Genomic DNA, 16,791 nt, shown 5'->3' on the forward strand with positions numbered 1-16,791 from the left:
GGCCGGCGCGGCGGGGAGGGCGGGTCCGGTGGCGGGCGCCTGGGCCTCCCGCGTGGTCCTGGAGGGCCTGGCGGCCGGGACCGCGGCCGGGAACGGGGCCTCGGCACGCTGCTGTGCCAGCAGGTGCGGCGGCAGCAGGACCACCACACCGGTGCCGCCCCGGGAGGACGGCCGGTAGCTCACGGAGATGCCGTACTTGTGGGCCAGCAGCCCGACCACGGCCAGACCGAGGCGGGTGCCCTGGAGGTGGGCGAGGTCGGTCGAATCACCGGAGACGGCCTTCTCCGCGCGGCGCATCGCGGCGTCGGACATGCGCAGTCCGCTGTCCTCGATGGTCACCACCAGGCCCGCGGTGCGCTCCTCGACGTAGACGTTGACCTCGTCGATGGGCGGGGAGAAGTTCGCGGCGTTGTCGATGAGCTCCGCGAGCAGGTGCATCACGCCCTCGGCGGCGAACCCGGCGATCGCGGTGGAGCTGGCGCAGTGCATGCGGACCCGCTGGTAGGCGGCGATGCGTCCCACCGCACCGCGCAGGATGCTCTCCATGATGATCGGCTTGTTCCAGGCCCGGCTGGCGCGGCCGCCCATCAGCAGGGCCAGGCGGTCGGTGAGCAGTCCGACCTGCGAGGTGCTGTGGTCCAGCCTGAGCAGGTCGCCGAAGACCTCCTCGCCGTGCCGCTCCTGCATCTCGCGCAGGTCCGCCAGCATGCTCACGGCCGCCGCCTGCACCCGGCTGAGGGCCTTGGTACCCGCCGTCCGGGCGGCGGCCGACCGCCGTTCACTGGTCGCGTACTCCCGGATCACGAACTCCGTCAGGGTGGCCAGCCGCTCGTCGTCGGGGCGCGGCACCTTCGCCAGGGCCGTGCCCGCCGAGGCGCCGCCGCGCAGCCGCTCGAAGGTCCTGGGCAGGACGTTCGCCAGGAGGTCGTCCACCCCGTCCGCCAGCGCCTGCGCCCGCCGGACCGCCTCGTCCCGTCCGGCCTGCGCGGACAGCCGCTGCCCGGTGGCGGAGGAGACCTCGTGCGCGAAGACGTGGAGGACCCGCTGGAGCGGGAGGTCCTCCGGGACGGGCATCCCCGCCAGCGCCTCCTCCGGCCGGGCGCCGGTCCGCAGCCGCTCGGCGACCGCCGGCAGGACGGAGTCGGCCAGGTGGGCGGTGTGCGCCTGCCGGTAGTCGGACTGGCGGCGCAGCGCCGTGTTCTCGGCCGCGGCGTTCGCGGAGGCGGCGGTCGTCCGCCGCAGGGTCAGGAAGACGGCGAGGGAGGCCGCGACGGCCAGGACTCCGGCGACCGCGACCACGCCCAGCAACCAGGGGCGCGTGCTCTCGGGGGCCGCGGCGGCGCCCGCCACTCCGCCCGCCACGAGCGCCGTCAGGCCGACGGCGAGTAAGGCGAGGGGCAGGCGTCCTCCGGGCACTCGGTGCTGGCCGGGGGCGGCAGGATCTGACATCGCGCAATCCCTGTGGCTGTGTGGGGGCGAGTGATGCGGTCGGAAGACAAAAGGCGGCCGAAAGCCCGCTGGAGAAAGGGGAGTTGCCTTCTCGTGCGATTGCCTTCGTCATAGTAACCATGCATCACACGGCGCGTGTGCCGAGCCGATGAAGGAGACGCCAGGGCTTCTCCCCCGGGCCGCCGGCCCGGACCCGTGCGGTGTCCGCGCCGGGCATCATGGGGTGCGACCACGACTTCCCCGGGGGATCCATGCGCGTACGCCGTCCTGCCGACCGCCGCCGCTCTGCTCCCGGCCTCCGCGTGCGGCGGGGACGGCGGCCGTCAGGACGGCGGCATCCATGTCAGAGCGCGGATTCTCCTCCGGACGGAGCGCCGGTGCCGGCCGCGCCCGCAGCGGCCCCGTCCGGTGACGGCTCCGGTGCCGCCGGACCGGACCGCGGGGACGGCCCGGCGGACGCCTCGATGCCGAGGGCGAGATCGCGGACGGTCTCCGTCTCGCGGCGGAACAGCCGGTACCACATGAAGAGCACGAAGCCCGCGAAGACGAACCACTGCGCGGTGTAGCCCAGGTTCTGGAACGCCTTCAGGTCCAGTCCCGTGCCCGTCGGCGCGACCGGCGGCACCGCCTCCATCGGCTCCTGTGCGCGCTGGACGGTGACCCACGCGTCGTACACGTCGTAGGGCACCAGGTTGACCAGCGTGGCCGCGCTGATGATGCCGATCCGGCCCTGCGGCAGGGCGCCGCCGACGGCTCCCGGTGAACTCTGGCTCTCCGGTGCCTGGAGCATCCCGGTGACGCTCACCTCGCCGGCCGGCGGCGCGGGCACCCGCGCGGGGTCGGCCTCGCCGGGCAGCCAGCCGCGTACGACGGGCAGGGCCCGGCCGTCGCCGGTGCGCAGCGGGGTCAGCACGTAGAAGCCCTCGCGGTCGCCGAGGCGGCGGCCGGGTACCAGGAACTCGTGGGCCGCGTCGTAGCGGCCGGTGGCCCGGGCGGCCTGCCCGACGGTCTCCTGGGTGAGGGGCAGCAGATCGTCCAGCTCTCCGGCGTCGGCCTCGGCGGTCTCCTCCGCCGAGCGCTCCTGCCGGGCCTGGTGGGAGTCCACGCGGTCCTCGAAGCGGCTGAGCTGCCAGCTCCCCATGAACAGGCACACGGGGATCGAGAGCAGCACGAAGAGGTTGATCACCCACCAGCGCGGGGTCAGCAGGAACCGGTACACGCCCTCAACGGTACGGGGGCGGGGCGGGGGCGGCCCGTCCGACCCCGCCGCGCGCCGCGCGCGGGCCCGCTGCGCGTCAGCTCTCCGGTACGGGGCCGGTGCGGTACACCGTCCCCGCGCAGGCCCCGGCGATCTCGATCCTGCCGATGCGCGGCTCCCCCGCCGCGGGCACGTAGCGCAGGACGACCGAGGCCGCCGCGGCACCCGGACCGGAGCCGCCGCTGTCGTACGCGAGCTGGGGGCTGACGCCGCTGCTCTCGGTGGGCTCCTCGACGGTGTCACCGCCCTCGCCGCCCTGGCCGCCGTCGGGGGGCGCCGTGCCGCCGCCGGTGTCGGCGCCCGCGGAGGAGGCCGGGCCGCCGCTGCCGCCGGTGCCCCCTCCTCCGCCGCCGGTGCCGCCTCCGGAGTCCGTCCCCGCGGAGGAGCCGCCGGGAGCCGTCGGATCCGGGTCAGGGGGCACCGGGCAGCCGGTGGTGGCGCCGCCATCGCGCGGCACCCAGGCGAACCGCACCACGTACGAGCGGCCCGGTTCCAGGACGAACGAGCCCGGTTCGAGCTGGGGGTCGGGCAGCTTGGCCGCCCTGCCGCCAAGGGTGTGGTCGACGACGCCGAAGCCGGTCGGGTCGGCGGCGCCCACCGGGGTGGCGGTGACGGTGTCGGATCCGTCCACCAGGCAGGAGGCGCCCGAGACGTTCGTGATCCTGAAGGCCCCGTACACATGGCCGTCCGCGTCGGCGGGGCTCACCGTGGAGCCACCGTCGCCGATCTGGGAGCGCAGGCAGCTCGGCGAGGTCGGGCCGAGTGCGTCGCCGGTCTCGGAGGACGACGCGGAGCCGTCCCTGCCGGAGCCGTCGCGCGATCCCGCCGCGTCCTGCCGGCCGTCGCCCGCGGACTGCCGGCCGGTCTCCCGCTCCGCGGCGTCGCCGCTCTGGCCGCCCGCCCCGGCCCCCTCCCGCGGGTCCTGGGCGCTGGCGGCGTTGGTGGCGTTGCCGTCCAGGACCCGGTTGATGACGCCGCTCTGCACCAGGGCGGGGGTGGCCACGCCGATGACGAGGCCGGCCGCGACCGCCCCGACCGCCAGCTGCCCGCGGCGGGCGCGGCGGGCGGGTACGGCGTGGTGGAGGCGCTCGAGGGCGTCCGGGGCCGGCGCGACGTCCTCGACGGCGCCGCGCAGCATCAGCCGCAGCGACCGCTCGTCCAGGCCGTCCGGGTCCACCGGGCCGTCCGGGTCCACCGGGCCGGCCGGGTCCTCGCCCGCCGAGCCGCTCTCGTCCGGCCCCCGTCCCTCCCGCCCCCCGCCCTCGCCGTCCCCGGTTCTCCCCTGCGGGTCGCCCTGTTCCTCGTGCCGTCCGTCGCCGCTCATGCGGGCGCCTCCATCGCGACCCGCAGGGCGGCGATGCCCCGGGAGCCGTATGCCTTCACCGAGCCGAGCGAGATGCCGAGCGTCTCGGCGACCTGCGCCTCGGTCATGTCCGCGAAGTACCGCAGGACCAGCACCTCCCGCTGGCGGCGCTGGAGCTTGCGCAGCGCCTTCTTCAACTCGTCCTGCTCGATGCGCGCGTACGCGCCCTCCTCCGCGCTGGCCATGTCCGGCATCGGCTTGGAGAGCAGCTTCAGCCCCAGGATGCGGCGGCGCAGCGTGGACCGGGAGAGGTTGACGACGGTCTGGCGCAGATACGCCAGTGTCTTCTCCGGTTCCCGCACCCGCCTGCGCGCGGAGTGCACGCGGATGAACGCCTCCTGCACCACGTCCTCGCAGGACGCGGTGTCGTCGAGCAGCAGGGCGGCGAGCCCGAGCAGGGAGCGGTAGTGGGCCCGGTAGGTCTCGGTGAGGTGGTCGACGGTGGTGCCCGCCACGGTGGTGCCCGCTGCCATCGTGCCGTCAGCGTCCCTCGGCTGTGAGGGGAGCCGTGCGGGACGGGAAGCCGACCAGGGAGCGATCACGGGCGTGCCCCTGCCGGGCGTGCCGCCGCCCGCGGGGGCCCGTACGGGCGCCGTTGCGATTCCGAGTGCCTCTGCCACGCCTGTTGGACACGCTTCCCCCCGTCAGGGTTGTACGCGCGGAGCGTCGTTCTTCCCGGCGAACCGGACGACCGCATGCGTACCACCTCTTCCTCTCCGCCGCCGAACAGGCGCCTTCGGTTTCCGGCAGCGGAACGGGAGACGCCCGCGCCCGGATCGCGGTTCCGGGCATGCGAGGGAAAATCCTCATCCAGAAGGCTGGTCCGGATCAAGCGGTTACTGGGTATGACTTCATTACAAGTCCTTCACAACCGGCTCCGCGGTGCCCGGCTCCGGCCACCGGCGGCGGAGCGTACGGCCCGCCGTCCACCCGCCATGTCCTGTCCGGCCGCAGCGGGGCCGGTGAGAGCCGGTGAGAGCCGACGGGACAAGCGGGAACAGACGACGGGGAGCCGATGGGGATCGACGTCGTTTTCCGGTCATTCCCCGGTGCGCTCGGCCGCGATCAGCTCGCCGATCTGCGCCATGTTGAGCGCGGCGCCCTTGCGGAGGTTGTCGCCGCACACGAACAGCTCCAGCACCCGCGGGTCGTCCGGCGAGCACCGCACCCGCCCCACCCAGGCGGGATCGGTGCCGACCGCGTCGGCCGGGGTGGGGAACTCACCGACCGCCGGATCGTCGCACACCACCACGCCCGGCGCGTTCGCCAGGATCTCGTGCGCCTTCGCCACCGAGACCTCGTTCTCGAAGCGTGCGTGCACCGACGCCGAGTGGGTGGTGACGACGGGCACCCACACACAGGTGGCGGTGACCCGCAGCCCCGGCAGGCCCAGGATCCTGCGGGTCTCCTCGCGGACCGCCAGTTCCTCGTCCGTCCAGCCGTCCTCGGCCGGCGCCCCGGAGAAGGGCACCACGTTGAGCGCGACCGGTGCCGCGTACGGGCCGGTGTCGCCCACCGCGCGCCGTACGTCGCCGGGGTGGACGCCCAGCTCCGCGCCGGCCACGGCCGCGAGCTGCTCGCGCAGGGTCTCCACACCCCGCCGCCCGGACTCGGAGACGGCCTGGTAGGTGGAGACGACCATCTCCTCCAGACCCCACTCCGCGTGCAGGGCCCCCAGTGCCACGACCGTCGTCAGGGTGGCGCAGCCGGGATTGGCGACGATGCCGCGGGGTCTGGTCCGCGCCGCGTGGGCGTTGACCTCGGGGACGACCAGCGGTACGTCCGGGTCCGCCCGGAACGCGCCGGAGTCGTCCACCACCACCGCGCCCCGGGCCGCGGCCACCGGCGCCCAGTGGGCCGCGACCTCGGCGGGCACGTCGAACATCGCGACGTCCGCACCGTCGAAGACGTCCTCGCCCAGGGCGAGGACGTCGGCCTCCTCGCCGCGCACCGTCAGCCTGCGGCCGGCCGAGCGCTCCGAGGCGACCAGGCGGATCTCCCCCCAGACGTCCGCGCGCTCGGACAGCAGTCCCAGCAGCACGGTGCCGACGGCCCCGGTCGCGCCGACCACGGCCAGCGTGGGCCGGTCGGCGCGACCGATCGGGACGCGGGGGAGACCCCCGGCGGGGGTCATCGCCCGGTGCCCCCGTAGACGACCGCCTCGTCGCTCTCGCTGTCCAGGCCGAACGCGGTGTGCACCGCGCGGACGGCCTCGTTGACGTCGTCCTTGCGGGTGACGACCGAGATGCGGATCTCGGAGGTCGAGATCAGCTCGATGTTGACCCCGGCGCCCGACAGCGCCTCGAAGAAGGTGGCGGTGACGCCCGGGTTGGTCTTCATACCCGCGCCGACCAGGGAGATCTTGGCGATCTGGTCGTCGTAGCGCAGGGAGTCGAAGCCGATGGACGCCTTGGCCCGCTCCAGCGCCTCGATGGCCCGGCGGCCGTCGGTCTTGGGCAGGGTGAAGGAGATGTCGGTCAGACCGGTGGACGCGGCGGAGACGTTCTGCACCACCATGTCGATGTTCAGTTCGCCGTCCGCGATGGCCCGGAAGATCTTCGCGGCCTCGCCCGGCTTGTCCGGCACTCCGACGACCGTGATCTTCGCCTCGGAGGTGTCGTGTGCGACACCGGAGATGAGCGCCTGCTCCATCGGCTGGTCCCCTTGCGGCTGGTTGCTGACCCACGTGCCCCGCAGTCCGGAGAAGGAGGAGCGGACGTGGATCGGGATGTTGTAACGGCGTGCGTACTCCACGCACCGGTGCAGCAGCACCTTGGAACCGGAGCTGGCCAGCTCCAGCATGTCCTCGAACGAGATCCAGTCGATCTTGCGGGCCTTCTTCACGACCCTCGGGTCGGCGGTGAAGACGCCGTCGACGTCGGTGTAGATCTCGCAGACCTCGGCGTCCAGCGCGGCGGCCAGCGCCACCGCGGTGGTGTCCGAGCCGCCCCGGCCCAGGGTGGTGATGTCCTTCTTGTCCTGGGACACGCCCTGGAAACCGGCGACGATGGCGATGTTGCCCTCGTCCAGTGCGGTCTTGATACGGCCCGGCGTGACGTCGATGATGCGGGCCTTGTTGTGGACGGAGTCGGTGATGACACCCGCCTGGCTCCCGGTGAACGACTGCGCCTCGTGGCCGAGGGATTTGATCGCCATCGCCAGCAGGGCCATGGAGATCCGCTCCCCGGCGGTCAGCAGCATGTCGAACTCGCGCCCCGACGTGACCGGGGACACCTCTCCAGCGAGATCGATCAGCTCGTCCGTCGTGTCGCCCATCGCCGAAACCACGACGACCACCTGGTGGCCGTTCTTCTTGGCTTCGACGATCCGCTTGGCAACGCGCTTGATGCCCTCGGCATCGGCAACGGAGGAGCCGCCGTACTTCTGCACGACAAGGCCCACGTGCGCTCCTCGTAATCTGTCTTCCGGGGCTCCCGTACAGGAGCCCAGCGGTCGCTTCAGTTTACCGAGCAGGCCTTTCCGACCCCGCCTTTACCACATCGTGAGATGTACCGCCCACAAGCGGCGCGGCGCGGCGCCACGTCGCACCGGCTCAGCGGGCACCCCTGCCCGCTCACCGGCTCTTCACACGGGAACGTTGCGCAGCTCACATCCGCCGCGCGACTTCCGTCAGGTCGATATCGACCGGAAACGGGACATCCGCCTTCAGTCGCTCGTGGTGGATGCCGGTCACGGCGTAGGCACGGGTGGCGGGCTCCAGCTCGAAGACGTACGCGACGGGGCTCGCGGCGCCGTCCTCCCCCTCCCCTGCCTCCACCCGCCAGAAGTGCGGGATCCCGGCCGCGGCGTACTTGCGCGGCTTGGTCTCGCGGTCGCGCGCCTCGGAGTCGTCCGACACCACCTCGACGGCCAGGACGACGTCCTCGGGGCGGAAGCCGGTCTGCCGCAGCCTGGTCAACGCCTCGGCCCGGACGACCACGACGTCCGGTTCCGGACGATCCCGCTTCCCGAGGGTGACGGTCATCTCCCGGAAGACGTCCAGCTCGGGTGGGGCAGCCTGGAGAAGGCGGTTCTCCAGCAGGCGCATCGCGCGCGCGTGGAAAGCGGTCTGCGGACTCACGAAGACGAGGCTCCCGTCGATCAGCTCCGTGTGCGGGGGCAGATCGGGAATCCGGTCCAGGTCCTCGGCGGTGTACCCGCCCGCCGGCGGTCGCGGCCACGCGTACTCGGGCTCGACACTCATCACTGCTCCCATGAGCCGTATCCTCGCCGACTTCGTCAGCCTACCCGGCGACTTCCCTGTTCCATGGCCCGTACGGGTGAGCACCGGCCCGTCCGGCCGCCCTGTCCCGTCCCGCTCCCGCCCCGCGCATGACCGCCGCCCCACGGGGGTACCCCGGACAGCCCTGCAACGACGGTACGGACGGCGACGACGGCAGACGGACGACGGCAGACGGAGCGGGAGGCGGAAGGCCATGAACCGACTGGCACGCACGGCACTGGTCCTCGCGGGCGCCGGGGCCGGCGCGGCGGCCCTGCGCGGGGCCACGGCCGCACGGCGCAGGGCGCGGGAGAACGGCCGCCGGTGGATGGTGGTGACCATCGACCGCGCACCGACCGACGTGATGCCCCACGGCGGTCCGCCCAGCCCCCTGGACGAGTTCGGCGACGCGCTGGAGATCACCGTACGGCCCGCCCCCGGCGACCGCGGCACCGAACTGGCCGCCCGGCTGCGCGAACCCGCGCCGCCCGCCTCCGCCTCGCCGCCGTCCCGGCTCGCGGGCAAGGACCCGCGCCAGGGAGTGCGGCGCGCGCTGCGCGAGGCCAAGTCCCTGCTGGAGGCCGGCGAGGTGATGCTGCCGGACGCGCCGCCGACCGGACGCGGCGACACCGCCGGGGGAAAGGTCGTCGGACTGGCGTCGAAGCGCGCCGGCGGGGAGGGAGTGCTGTGAGGGCTCTGTGCTGGGAAGGGGTCGACAAGCTGTCGGTCGAGCAGATCCCCGAACCGGAGATCCGCAACGACCAGGACGTCGTCGTACGGCTGCTGCTGAGCACCACCTGCGGCTCGGACCTGCACCTCATCGGCGGCTACATCCCCGCCATGCGGCCCGGTGACGTGATCGGGCACGAGTTCGTCGGCGAGGTGGTCGAGACCGGCTCCGGGGTGCGCCGCCACCGGGTCGGCGACCGGGTCGTGGTGTGCTCCTTCATCGGCTGCGGCCGCTGCTGGTACTGCCGCAACGACATGTGGTCGCTGTGCGACAACACCAACACCAACCCCGGCATCGGCCAGGCCCTCTTCGGCTACGAGACCGCCGGGATCTTCGGCTACTCGCACGCCATGGGCGGCATCCGCGGCAGCCACGCCGAGTACGTGCGCGTCCCCTTCGCCGACTACGGCGCCTTCCCCATTCCCGAGGGCGTCGACGACCTCAGCGCGCTGTTCGCCTCCGACGCCGTGCCCACCGGCTGGATGGGCGCCGACCTCGGCGGGGTGAGGCCCGGCGACGTGGTGGCGGTGTGGGGCTGCGGCGCGGTCGGCCAGATGGCGGCGCGGGCCTCCGTCCTCAAGGGCGCCGAGCGCGTCGTCTGCATCGACCGCTACCCCGAGCGGCTGGCGATGGCCGAGACGTACACCGGTGCCGAGACCATCGACTACACCTCCACCGACGTCGCCGCCGAACTGCGGACACGCACCGGCGGCCGGGGCCCGGACGTGTGCGTCGAGGCCGTCGGCATGGAGGCCCACAGCACCGGGCCCGGTTACCTGTACGACCAGGCCAAGCACCGGCTCCGCCTCCAGACCGACCGCCCCACCGCCGTGCGCCAGGCGATCCACGCCTGCCGCAAGGGCGGCACCGTCTTCGTGCTGGGCGTCTTCGCCGGGGCGGTCGACAAGTTCCCGCTGGGCATGGTCGTCAACAAGGGGCTGACGCTGCGCGGCGCGCAGATGCACGGCCAGCGCTACATCCCGATGCTGCTGGAGCGCATCGCCGCCGGCGAGATCGACACCGCCCACCTGGCCACCCACACCATGTCCCTGGACCGGGCGGCCAAGGGCTACGACATGTTCAAGCACAAGAAGGACGGCTGCGTGCGCGCGGTCTTCCACCCGTAGGCCCCGGACGGTCCCCGGCGGGCACGTCAGGCATAGTCCTTGAGCTTCTCCCTCCGCAGGTCCGCAGCGTGATCCCGACCGGGTCGGGGATCTCCACCACGGTCCCGTACGGCCGCGTCGTCCGGCTCCGGTACGTGCCGGCCTCCGGCTCGGAGTGCACGGTGACGCTGTGGTCGTCGCGGTCGGCGAGGAGGTGGACGGGGATGCCCGCCGCCGCGTAGCCGTCGCGCTTGTCCGGGAGGTCGCGCCGGTCGGTGTCCGGGTCGTGCGAGGTGACCTCGACGGGCATCAGCACACCGCCGGGCTCGGACCACTCCCCGTCCCCCCTCGAAGTACCCGCCGGGCGCGAGAGTCCCGTCGGGACGGGCCCGGTCCTCCCGGCCCGCCCCCACTTTCAGCCCCCGGTAGGGGTAGAGCGCCGACTCGGGGCGTTCCGCCAGGAACGCCCCGACCAGGTGAACGAGGATCGCGCCCCGGGTGCCGTCCGCCCCCGGCTTCACCACCAGCCGACCGTGGACGAACTCCAGCCAGACCGTCTCGGGCGCGGCACGCTCGATCCGCTCGAACTCATCCACGGACATCCGGGCCTCCCGCTCCACGTCAGCACGTCGCCCTGGCGGCGGCGCGCAGGCGGTCGACGCGCGCTCTGACCTCGTCGGGCTCGGGACCGGCCGGGGCGGCCGGGGGCAGGCCGCGGCAGTCGCGGCACAGACCGCCGGGAAGGGCCTCGGGGCGGCCCGGGACACCGCACACCGTGCACTCCGCCATCCGCAGCACGGCCGGTCCCGGCGGGCCGGAGGCGGGCGCGGGTGCGGCTCCGGCGGCGGGTGCGGGCTCGGGCGGGAGCTTGTCGGTCAGGCGCCTGCGGGCGAGGGCGGCCGGGTGGTGGACCTCCGGCGGCAGTCCGGCGGTCAGCGCGCCGGTGAGCTGCCGCTCGTCGGCCCCGCGTTCCAGCCACTGTCCGGCCAGCTCCTCCAGGGCCGCGCAGTCGGCGGCCGAGAGCGTCATGCGCGGCTCGGCGCGGCCGAGCCCGGCCAGCACGCCGTACGCCCGCGAACGCGGTGGCCGTACGGGCGCGGGTGCGGGCACGGTTCCGGCGGCGGGCTCGGCGGCGGGTACGGACGCTGGTTCGTCCTCCGGGTGCTCCCCCGCCAGGAACGCCGCCCACCACGCGTCGCCGCGCGCCGTCCGCGAGAAGTACGTGCGCGTCACCCAGCGCGGGCTGCCGCCGCCGGTGATGTGCTCGCGCCCGCGCCGCAGGTGCCCGGCCTCCGACAGCCGCCGCAGCACCGTGCCCAGCGCGCACTGGCCGTAGTCCGGCAGCACCCTGGCCAGCGTCTTCACGGAGATGTCGGCGCCGTCGGGCAACCGGTCGAGGTAGGCGGCGACGGATGCCTCGCGCCGGGGAAGGTGCGCGAAGTCGGCCGCCGCATGTGGCCGTTGACCGGGCGCGGTGCGCTTTCCGTAGCCCGGTGACGCCATGGGGTGCTTGTGCGCGGGCATGCCGCCGCTAAGGTCTTGTGCAGCCACAGGATCGCCTTCTTCGATCTGGGTGGTCAGACCCCCGACCGGTGTTGGCGCACCGCCGGGGGTCGAATTCGTCGGTCGGCACGCTACACCGGCGCGACGCATCGTCGCGACCCGGTCACCTCAGGTCATCCCCGCAGGCCCGGTTGTCGTACGCGCGCCGCAGGGGAGGGTGGGCGGGTTGTACCAACCCGCCCATTCCTCACAGGCAGCGCTCGAATCCCGGAACCCGAGACCCGGGCCCCGCACGCTCCGAACCTCCCTGGTGAAATTCCCGCTCCCCCCAATGGACTTCGCGCGCCCGCGCCCGCGCCCGTGCTCGCGTACGCGCCCGTGTCCGGGGCTCGGGTCACGAGCGCCGGGCGCGTCCCAGCAGCAGTTCACGCTCGCGCTCGTTCCGCGTCAGGGAAGCGGCGCGTTCGAACTCCGCGCGCGCCTCCTCCCCGCGCCCCAGGCGCTCCAGCAGATCGCCCCGGACGCTGGGCAGCAGGTGGTAGCCGCGCAGTGCGGGCTCACCGGTGAGGGCGTCCACCAGCCTCAGACCGGCCTCGGGCCCCTCGGCCATGGAGACGGCCACCGCCCGGTTCAGCTCCACCACCGGCGAGGGCGTCAGCGCCGCCAGCCGCCCGTACAGTGCGGCGATCACCGCCCAGTCGGTGTCCTCGTACCGCACCGCCCGCGCGTGGCAGGCGGCGATCGCGGCCTGGAGGCAGTACGGGCCGTACGGGCCCTCCCCCGCGCGCCGCAGGGCCTCCAGGCCGCGCAGGATCAGCATGCGGTTCCACCTGGCGCGGTTCTGGTCGGCGAGCAGCACCGGCTCGCCGCCGTGGCCGGTGCGCGCCGGGATACGGGACGCCTGGAGCTCCAGCAGCGCCGCCAGCCCGTGCACCTCGGGCTCGCCCGGCATCAGCCCCTCCAGCACACGCGCCAGGCGCAGGGCGTCCTCGCACAGCGCCGGACGGCACAGGTCGTCGCCGGCCGTCGCCGAGTAGCCCTCGTTGAAGACCAGGTAGACGACCTCCAGCACGGACGACAGCCGCCCGGCCCGGTCCTCGCCGTCCGGCACCTCGAAGGGCACCCCGGCCGCCGCCAGCTTCCGCTTGGCCCGCACGATCCGCTGGGCGACCGTCGCCTCGGAGGTCAGGAAGGCGCGGGCGATCTCCTGCGTCGTCAGCCCGCCCAGCAGCCGCAGGGTGAGGGCGGTCCGGGCCTCCGTGGCCAGGACGGGGTGGCAGGCGGTGAAGACCAGCCGCAGCAGGTCGTCGTCGATGTCCTCCGGATCGGCGGGCTCGGGCGGCGGCGGGGCGTCCTCCAGCGTCCGCCCGACCTCGGCCAGCTTGCGCGCGTACGTCTCCCCGCGGCGCACGAGGTCGATCGCGCGCCGCTTGGCGACGGCCGTGAGCCAGGCGCCCGGCCGCTCCGGCACGCCTGACTCCGGCCACTGCTCCAACGCCGCCACCAGGGCGTCCTGTGCGATCTCCTCCGCCAGCCCGACGTCCCGCACGGTGCGGGCCACGGCGGCGATGATCCGCGCGGACTCGATCCTGAACACCGTCTCGACCGTCTCGGCCGTCGTACCGCCCGCACCGGTCGTGTTGTCCGCGTCCGTTCCCGTCACGGCCACCCATCAGAGCAGCCGCGCGGCCTCAGGGGCAAGGAAGCTCGGACGGGTCGGACGGACCCTCCTGGACCTCGCGGACCTCGGCGGTGACGCTCCAGTGCTCCGGGTGGACCTCCAGGAACCGCCTGGTCCACTCCAGGGCCTCGGCCCGGTCCTTGACCTGGATGAGCGCGTAGCCGCCGACGACCTCCTTGGTCTCGGTGAAGGGGCCGTCTGTCTGGCTGACCTTCCCGCCCGACCAGTGGAGCCGGGTGCCCTGGGAGGTCGGGGCGAGCCCGGCCGTGTCCAGCATGACCCCGGCCTTGGTGATCTCCTCGAACAGCGCGCCCATGCGCTTCTCGAAGTCGGGGTCGGGGGCCTGGGCGGGGAGGTTCTGCTCGTCCACGCGGATCAGCGACATGAAGCGGGGCATGGTGGCTCCTCGGTTCGTTTCGGGTGGTGGAGGCGGGCTCTCTCCCCGCCTCTCACCCATGCGTCGATCGGGAGACGACCGGATCGACAGCTCGCCGGATTTCTCCCGGAGATTCTTCCGGCCGGTCCCGGCCCGCTTCCGGCCCGGTCCGCTGCCACCACTGGCCCTGGCATCACTCCCTCAACAAGGGTCACTGAAATGGTCTAACTCTGGCGAGCGTAGTCATCGACGGCCACTCTGGGTATCTAATCGGGGACTCTCGGCACACACAGGAGGTCAGACGTGGTCGTGACAGGGCGACAGGCCGATCGTGAACGGCTCGGCGTCGCGGAGGAGGCGGTGGACGAGCTGCGGAAGGCGCTGTGCGAGGCGGGCGTCACGCTTCCCTCGCTGCGCGTGGACCTCGTCTCGTACGCGGGCGAGACGGCCGATCCGCCGCTGGTGGAACTGGGCCGCTGCACCCCCGACACGGCACGGCGGCTGGCCGCCGCGCTCGCACGGCCCGCCACGGAGGGTGGGGAGAGGTGAACCTCGTCGTCGGCTCGTACGCCGTGGACAGCCGCAGCGACCGGGTGGGGCAGGTGATGGGGACGGTGGGCGGGCTGGTGCAGCTCCGCCCGCCCGGCGGAGGGCTGGAGTGGGACTGCCCGGCCGACGCGCTGCGGCCGGCCGGGACGTGCGAGGAGCTGCGCGCCCGGGTGACCGAGATCAACCGCGACCGCACCAGGAGGCTGCCGTGAGCACGCGCGGTGTGATCCGTTTCGCGAGTTGGACCCTGGAACCCGACCGGGAGCCCGACGCCGAGCCCGTCACGTACGCGATGGAGTGCGCGGTGTGCGGGCGGCGGTCGGGGGCGGGCGTCGACTACCAGGACGTCCAGCGCTGGGCACTCGCCCACGCGGGCCGCAACCCCTTCCACCACACCTACCGCGAGGTCATCCACCGCCCCTGGCGCGCCTGGACGCGGGGGTGACCGGCCCCGGGTCAGTCGCGCGCCGGCTTGATGCCGAGCGGGGCGGCGATCTCCGCCGCCATCACCGCACCGGCCTCCCGCTCCAGCTGGAGGTCGTCGGCGTCGGTGTCCGTGTCCAGGCCCTCCAGCTCGTCGAGGGGGGTGTCGAGGCGGACGTGGGCCACCAGCGACTGCAGGGCGCGCAGGGACGCGGAGGCGGTGGGGCCCCAGTTGGACAGGTAGGAGAACTGCCACCACCACAGCGCCTCGCTGATCCGCCCGGCCCGGTAGTGGGCCATGCCGTGACGCAGATCGGTGACCACGTCGGCGATGTCGTCGGAGATGCGGCAGGCGACCGGGGCGCTGCGCGCGTACGGGTCGAAGACCTCCGAGTAGACGTCGACCGGGTCCAGCAGCCGGGCGAGCCGCATGCGCAGCTCGTCGACGTCCGGCTCCGGGCCGGTGTCGGGCTCGTACCGCTCCTCCGGGACGATGTCCTCGTGGGCGCCGAGGCGCCCGCCCGCGAGCAGCAGCTGGGACACCTCCAGCAGCAGGTACGGGACGGCGCTGTCCGGCTCGTCCCCCTTGGCCACCTCGGCGACCGCCACGAGGAAGCTCTCGACCTGGTCCGCGATCTGCACCGCGAAGTCGTCCGGGCTGCGGTCCTGGCCGAGGTCCTGGTTGCGGTTCTCGGGCATGGCTTCAGACATCGAGCAGTCTTCTCCCCTCGAAGGCACGTCCCAGCGTGACCTCGTCGGCGTACTCCAGGTCTCCTCCGACGGGGAGGCCGCTGGCCAGCCTGGTCACGCGCAGGCCCATGGAGGACACCATGCGCGCGAGGTAGGTGGCCGTGGCCTCCCCTTCGAGGTTCGGGTCGGTGGCCAGGATCAGCTCGGTGACGGTGCCGTCGGCGAGCCTGGCCAGCAGTTCCCTGATCCGCAGATCGTCCGGGCCCACGCCCTCGATCGGGCTGATCGCACCGCCGAGGACGTGGTAGCGCCCCCGGAACTCACGTGTCCGCTCGATGGCCACGACGTCCTTGGGCTCCTCCACGACGCAGATGACCGACGGATCGCGGCGCTGGTCCAGACAGACCCTGCACCGCTCGGCCTCCGCGACGTTGCCGCAGACCTCGCAGAACCGGACTTTCTCCTTCACCTCGGCCAGCGCGTGAGCGAGCCGGCGGACGTCCGCCGGCTCGGCCTGCAGGATGTGGAAGGCGATCCGCTGCGCGCTCTTGGGACCGACGCCGGGCAGCCTGCCCAACTCGTCGATGAGGTCCTGAACCACGCCTTCGTACACGGCCGCCTACTCCACTCTTCCCGCTCTGTCCTTGTCGCTCCCGTACGGTCCCCGCGCTGACCGTACGCTCGTTTCCGCTTTTCGGTGCACCATGCGCCCGGCGCGCGGTCCGTGCCCGGCCTTTCTCAGAAAGGCAGGCCCGGCATGCCGCCCAGCCCCTGGGCGAGGGGGCCGAGCTTCTGCTGCTGGAGCTCCTGCGCGGCGGCGTTCGCGTCACGGACGGCCGCCAGGACCAGGTCGGCGAGGGTCTCGGTGTCCTCCGGGTCCACCGCCTTGGGGTCGATCACCAGGCCCCTGAGCTCGCCGGAGCCGGAGACCGTGGCCTTCACCAGGCCACCGCCCGCCGATCCCTCTACATCGGTGTCTGCCAGCTCCTGCTGGGCCGCGGCGAGGTCCTGCTGCATCTTCTGCGCCTGCTGAAGCAACTGCTGCATGTTGGGCTGGCCACCACCGGGGATCACGGGATTCGCTCCTGGCTCGCTCGACGACGTGCGCGGGTGCGTACACGTGCTCGTCGCGCACACGCCCGCTTCGGTACTCCGTACTCCTGAGCGTACGCGCTTCCCCGGCCTGTTGGCCTCGTGAGGACCGGACGATCCCGGCCCCCGGCGACATGCCGGCGGACGGGCCGGCGTCACTCGTGGTACATCTCCTCCAGCACCGTCGCACCCAGCTCGCGCACGATCAGGTCGTGGCCGGAAAGGGCGGTCTCGTCCAGGTCCGGATCGTCCTCGGCGGGCATGTCGTCCTCCGGCGCCACGGGAGGCGGGGGCGGGTGCGGCGGCTCGGCCTCGCCGCGCGGCACGGGCGCCCGGGCCGCCTGCGACG

General features: G+C 73.5%; 19 protein-coding genes and 1 pseudogene. 5 read left to right on the forward strand and 15 right to left on the reverse strand.

All coding sequences use genetic code 11. The features are described from left to right. The 7 genes from AC2CJA_RS12990 to AC2CJA_RS13020 form a co-directional block, all read right to left on the reverse strand. A partial coding sequence (locus AC2CJA_RS12990) for a sensor histidine kinase (protein WP_484602846.1) occupies positions 1-1,449 on the reverse strand: 1,449 nt, incomplete at its 3' end. Positions 1,450-1,792: 343 nt separating this feature from the next. Further along, positions 1,793-2,668, reverse strand: coding sequence for an SURF1 family protein (locus AC2CJA_RS12995; protein WP_484602847.1), 876 nt, complete (start codon positions 2,666-2,668; stop codon positions 1,793-1,795). A 76-nt stretch (positions 2,669-2,744) separates the two neighbouring features. Continuing rightward, positions 2,745-4,031 (reverse strand): hypothetical protein, encoded by a 1,287-nt coding sequence (locus AC2CJA_RS13000; protein ID WP_484602848.1) that lies wholly within the window; start codon positions 4,029-4,031, stop codon positions 2,745-2,747. Then, positions 4,028-4,672: a SigE family RNA polymerase sigma factor gene (locus tag AC2CJA_RS13005; protein WP_484602861.1), complete on the reverse strand. Its 645-nt coding sequence runs from the start codon at positions 4,670-4,672 to the stop codon at positions 4,028-4,030. The genes AC2CJA_RS13000 and AC2CJA_RS13005 overlap by 4 nt, the downstream gene beginning before the upstream one ends. A gap of 437 nt (positions 4,673-5,109) precedes the next feature. Further along, positions 5,110-6,204, reverse strand: coding sequence for an aspartate-semialdehyde dehydrogenase (locus AC2CJA_RS13010; RefSeq protein ID WP_484602849.1), 1,095 nt, complete (start codon positions 6,202-6,204; stop codon positions 5,110-5,112). Continuing rightward, positions 6,201-7,472 carry an aspartate kinase gene (locus AC2CJA_RS13015; protein ID WP_093851803.1) on the reverse strand — a complete coding sequence of 424 codons (1,272 nt, stop codon included), beginning with the start codon at positions 7,470-7,472 and terminating at the stop codon, positions 6,201-6,203. Before AC2CJA_RS13015 ends, AC2CJA_RS13010 begins: the two co-directional genes overlap by 4 nt. Positions 7,473-7,677: 205 nt before the next feature. Further along, positions 7,678-8,286 (reverse strand): Uma2 family endonuclease, encoded by a 609-nt coding sequence (locus tag AC2CJA_RS13020; RefSeq protein ID WP_484602850.1) that lies wholly within the window; start codon positions 8,284-8,286, stop codon positions 7,678-7,680. Positions 8,287-8,506: 220 nt separating this feature from the next. Between AC2CJA_RS13020 and AC2CJA_RS13025 the strand changes: the two genes are divergently transcribed. Then, on the forward strand, positions 8,507-8,983 hold the full coding sequence (locus AC2CJA_RS13025) for a hypothetical protein (RefSeq protein ID WP_484602851.1): 477 nt from the start codon (positions 8,507-8,509) through the stop codon (positions 8,981-8,983). After that, complete coding sequence (locus tag AC2CJA_RS13030) at positions 8,980-10,149, forward strand: zinc-dependent alcohol dehydrogenase (protein ID WP_484602852.1); 1,170 nt, start codon at positions 8,980-8,982, stop codon at positions 10,147-10,149. The genes AC2CJA_RS13025 and AC2CJA_RS13030 overlap by 4 nt, the downstream gene beginning before the upstream one ends. On the opposite strand, the gene AC2CJA_RS13035 is transcribed toward AC2CJA_RS13030, so the two are convergent. From AC2CJA_RS13035 to AC2CJA_RS13050, 4 genes are all read right to left on the reverse strand, one after another. Next, a complete protein-coding gene (locus tag AC2CJA_RS13035) occupies positions 10,103-10,438 on the reverse strand; it encodes a Uma2 family endonuclease (RefSeq protein WP_484602853.1) in 336 nt (111 codons plus the stop codon). The genes AC2CJA_RS13030 and AC2CJA_RS13035 overlap by 47 nt on opposite strands. A 311-nt stretch (positions 10,439-10,749) precedes the next feature. Then, entirely contained in the window at positions 10,750-11,679 is a 930-nt protein-coding gene (locus AC2CJA_RS13040; protein WP_484602854.1) for a hypothetical protein, read from the reverse strand. 346 nt (positions 11,680-12,025) lie between these two features. Then, positions 12,026-13,294 (reverse strand): RNA polymerase sigma factor, encoded by a 1,269-nt coding sequence (locus AC2CJA_RS13045; protein ID WP_484602855.1) that lies wholly within the window; start codon positions 13,292-13,294, stop codon positions 12,026-12,028. Between the two features lie 28 nt (positions 13,295-13,322). Next, positions 13,323-13,709: a YciI family protein gene (locus AC2CJA_RS13050; RefSeq protein ID WP_484602856.1), complete on the reverse strand. Its 387-nt coding sequence runs from the start codon at positions 13,707-13,709 to the stop codon at positions 13,323-13,325. A gap of 288 nt (positions 13,710-13,997) precedes the next feature. Between AC2CJA_RS13050 and AC2CJA_RS13055 the strand changes: the two genes are divergently transcribed. Genes AC2CJA_RS13055 through AC2CJA_RS13065 form a run of 3 tightly spaced genes read left to right on the forward strand, consistent with a single transcriptional unit; the run spans position 13,998 to position 14,682 of the window. Continuing rightward, on the forward strand, positions 13,998-14,237 hold the full coding sequence (locus tag AC2CJA_RS13055) for a hypothetical protein (protein ID WP_484602857.1): 240 nt from the start codon (positions 13,998-14,000) through the stop codon (positions 14,235-14,237). After that, entirely contained in the window at positions 14,234-14,449 is a 216-nt protein-coding gene (locus tag AC2CJA_RS13060; RefSeq protein ID WP_484602862.1) for a hypothetical protein, read from the forward strand. The genes AC2CJA_RS13055 and AC2CJA_RS13060 overlap by 4 nt, the downstream gene beginning before the upstream one ends. After that, positions 14,446-14,682 carry a DUF7848 domain-containing protein gene (locus tag AC2CJA_RS13065; protein WP_484602858.1) on the forward strand — a complete coding sequence of 79 codons (237 nt, stop codon included), beginning with the start codon at positions 14,446-14,448 and terminating at the stop codon, positions 14,680-14,682. Before AC2CJA_RS13060 ends, AC2CJA_RS13065 begins: the two co-directional genes overlap by 4 nt. Before the next feature lie 11 nt (positions 14,683-14,693). Here the strand turns inward: AC2CJA_RS13065 and AC2CJA_RS13070 are convergent, their stop codons facing one another. From AC2CJA_RS13070 to AC2CJA_RS13085, 4 genes and pseudogenes are all read right to left on the reverse strand, one after another. Continuing rightward, positions 14,694-15,371, reverse strand: coding sequence for a DUF5063 domain-containing protein (locus tag AC2CJA_RS13070; RefSeq protein WP_484602859.1), 678 nt, complete (start codon positions 15,369-15,371; stop codon positions 14,694-14,696). Then, positions 15,364-15,963, reverse strand: coding sequence for a recombination mediator RecR (gene recR, locus AC2CJA_RS13075; protein ID WP_484602860.1), 600 nt, complete (start codon positions 15,961-15,963; stop codon positions 15,364-15,366). Before recR ends, AC2CJA_RS13070 begins: the two co-directional genes overlap by 8 nt. A 125-nt stretch (positions 15,964-16,088) precedes the next feature. Continuing rightward, positions 16,089-16,424 carry a YbaB/EbfC family nucleoid-associated protein gene (locus tag AC2CJA_RS13080; protein ID WP_241717816.1) on the reverse strand — a complete coding sequence of 112 codons (336 nt, stop codon included), beginning with the start codon at positions 16,422-16,424 and terminating at the stop codon, positions 16,089-16,091. Between the two features lie 173 nt (positions 16,425-16,597). After that, positions 16,598-16,791 (reverse strand): annotated as a pseudogene (locus tag AC2CJA_RS13085) (DNA polymerase III subunit gamma/tau); the annotation flags it as partial.

The organism is Streptomyces sp. ATLC9 (genome assembly GCF_057196705.1).

Coding starts and splice junctions, on each gene's coding strand:
- AC2CJA_RS13000 (WP_484602848.1), bottom strand. CDS start 4,031: ATGAGCGGCGACGGACGGCACGAGGAACAGGGCGACCCGCAGGGGAGA.
- AC2CJA_RS13010 (WP_484602849.1), bottom strand. CDS start 6,204: ATGACCCCCGCCGGGGGTCTCCCCCGCGTCCCGATCGGTCGCGCCGAC.
- AC2CJA_RS13020 (WP_484602850.1), bottom strand. CDS start 8,286: ATGGGAGCAGTGATGAGTGTCGAGCCCGAGTACGCGTGGCCGCGACCG.
- AC2CJA_RS13025 (WP_484602851.1), top strand. CDS start 8,507: ATGAACCGACTGGCACGCACGGCACTGGTCCTCGCGGGCGCCGGGGCC.
- AC2CJA_RS13035 (WP_484602853.1), bottom strand. CDS start 10,438: ATGCCCGTCGAGGTCACCTCGCACGACCCGGACACCGACCGGCGCGAC.
- AC2CJA_RS13050 (WP_484602856.1), bottom strand. CDS start 13,709: ATGCCCCGCTTCATGTCGCTGATCCGCGTGGACGAGCAGAACCTCCCC.
- AC2CJA_RS13070 (WP_484602859.1), bottom strand. CDS start 15,371: ATGTCTGAAGCCATGCCCGAGAACCGCAACCAGGACCTCGGCCAGGAC.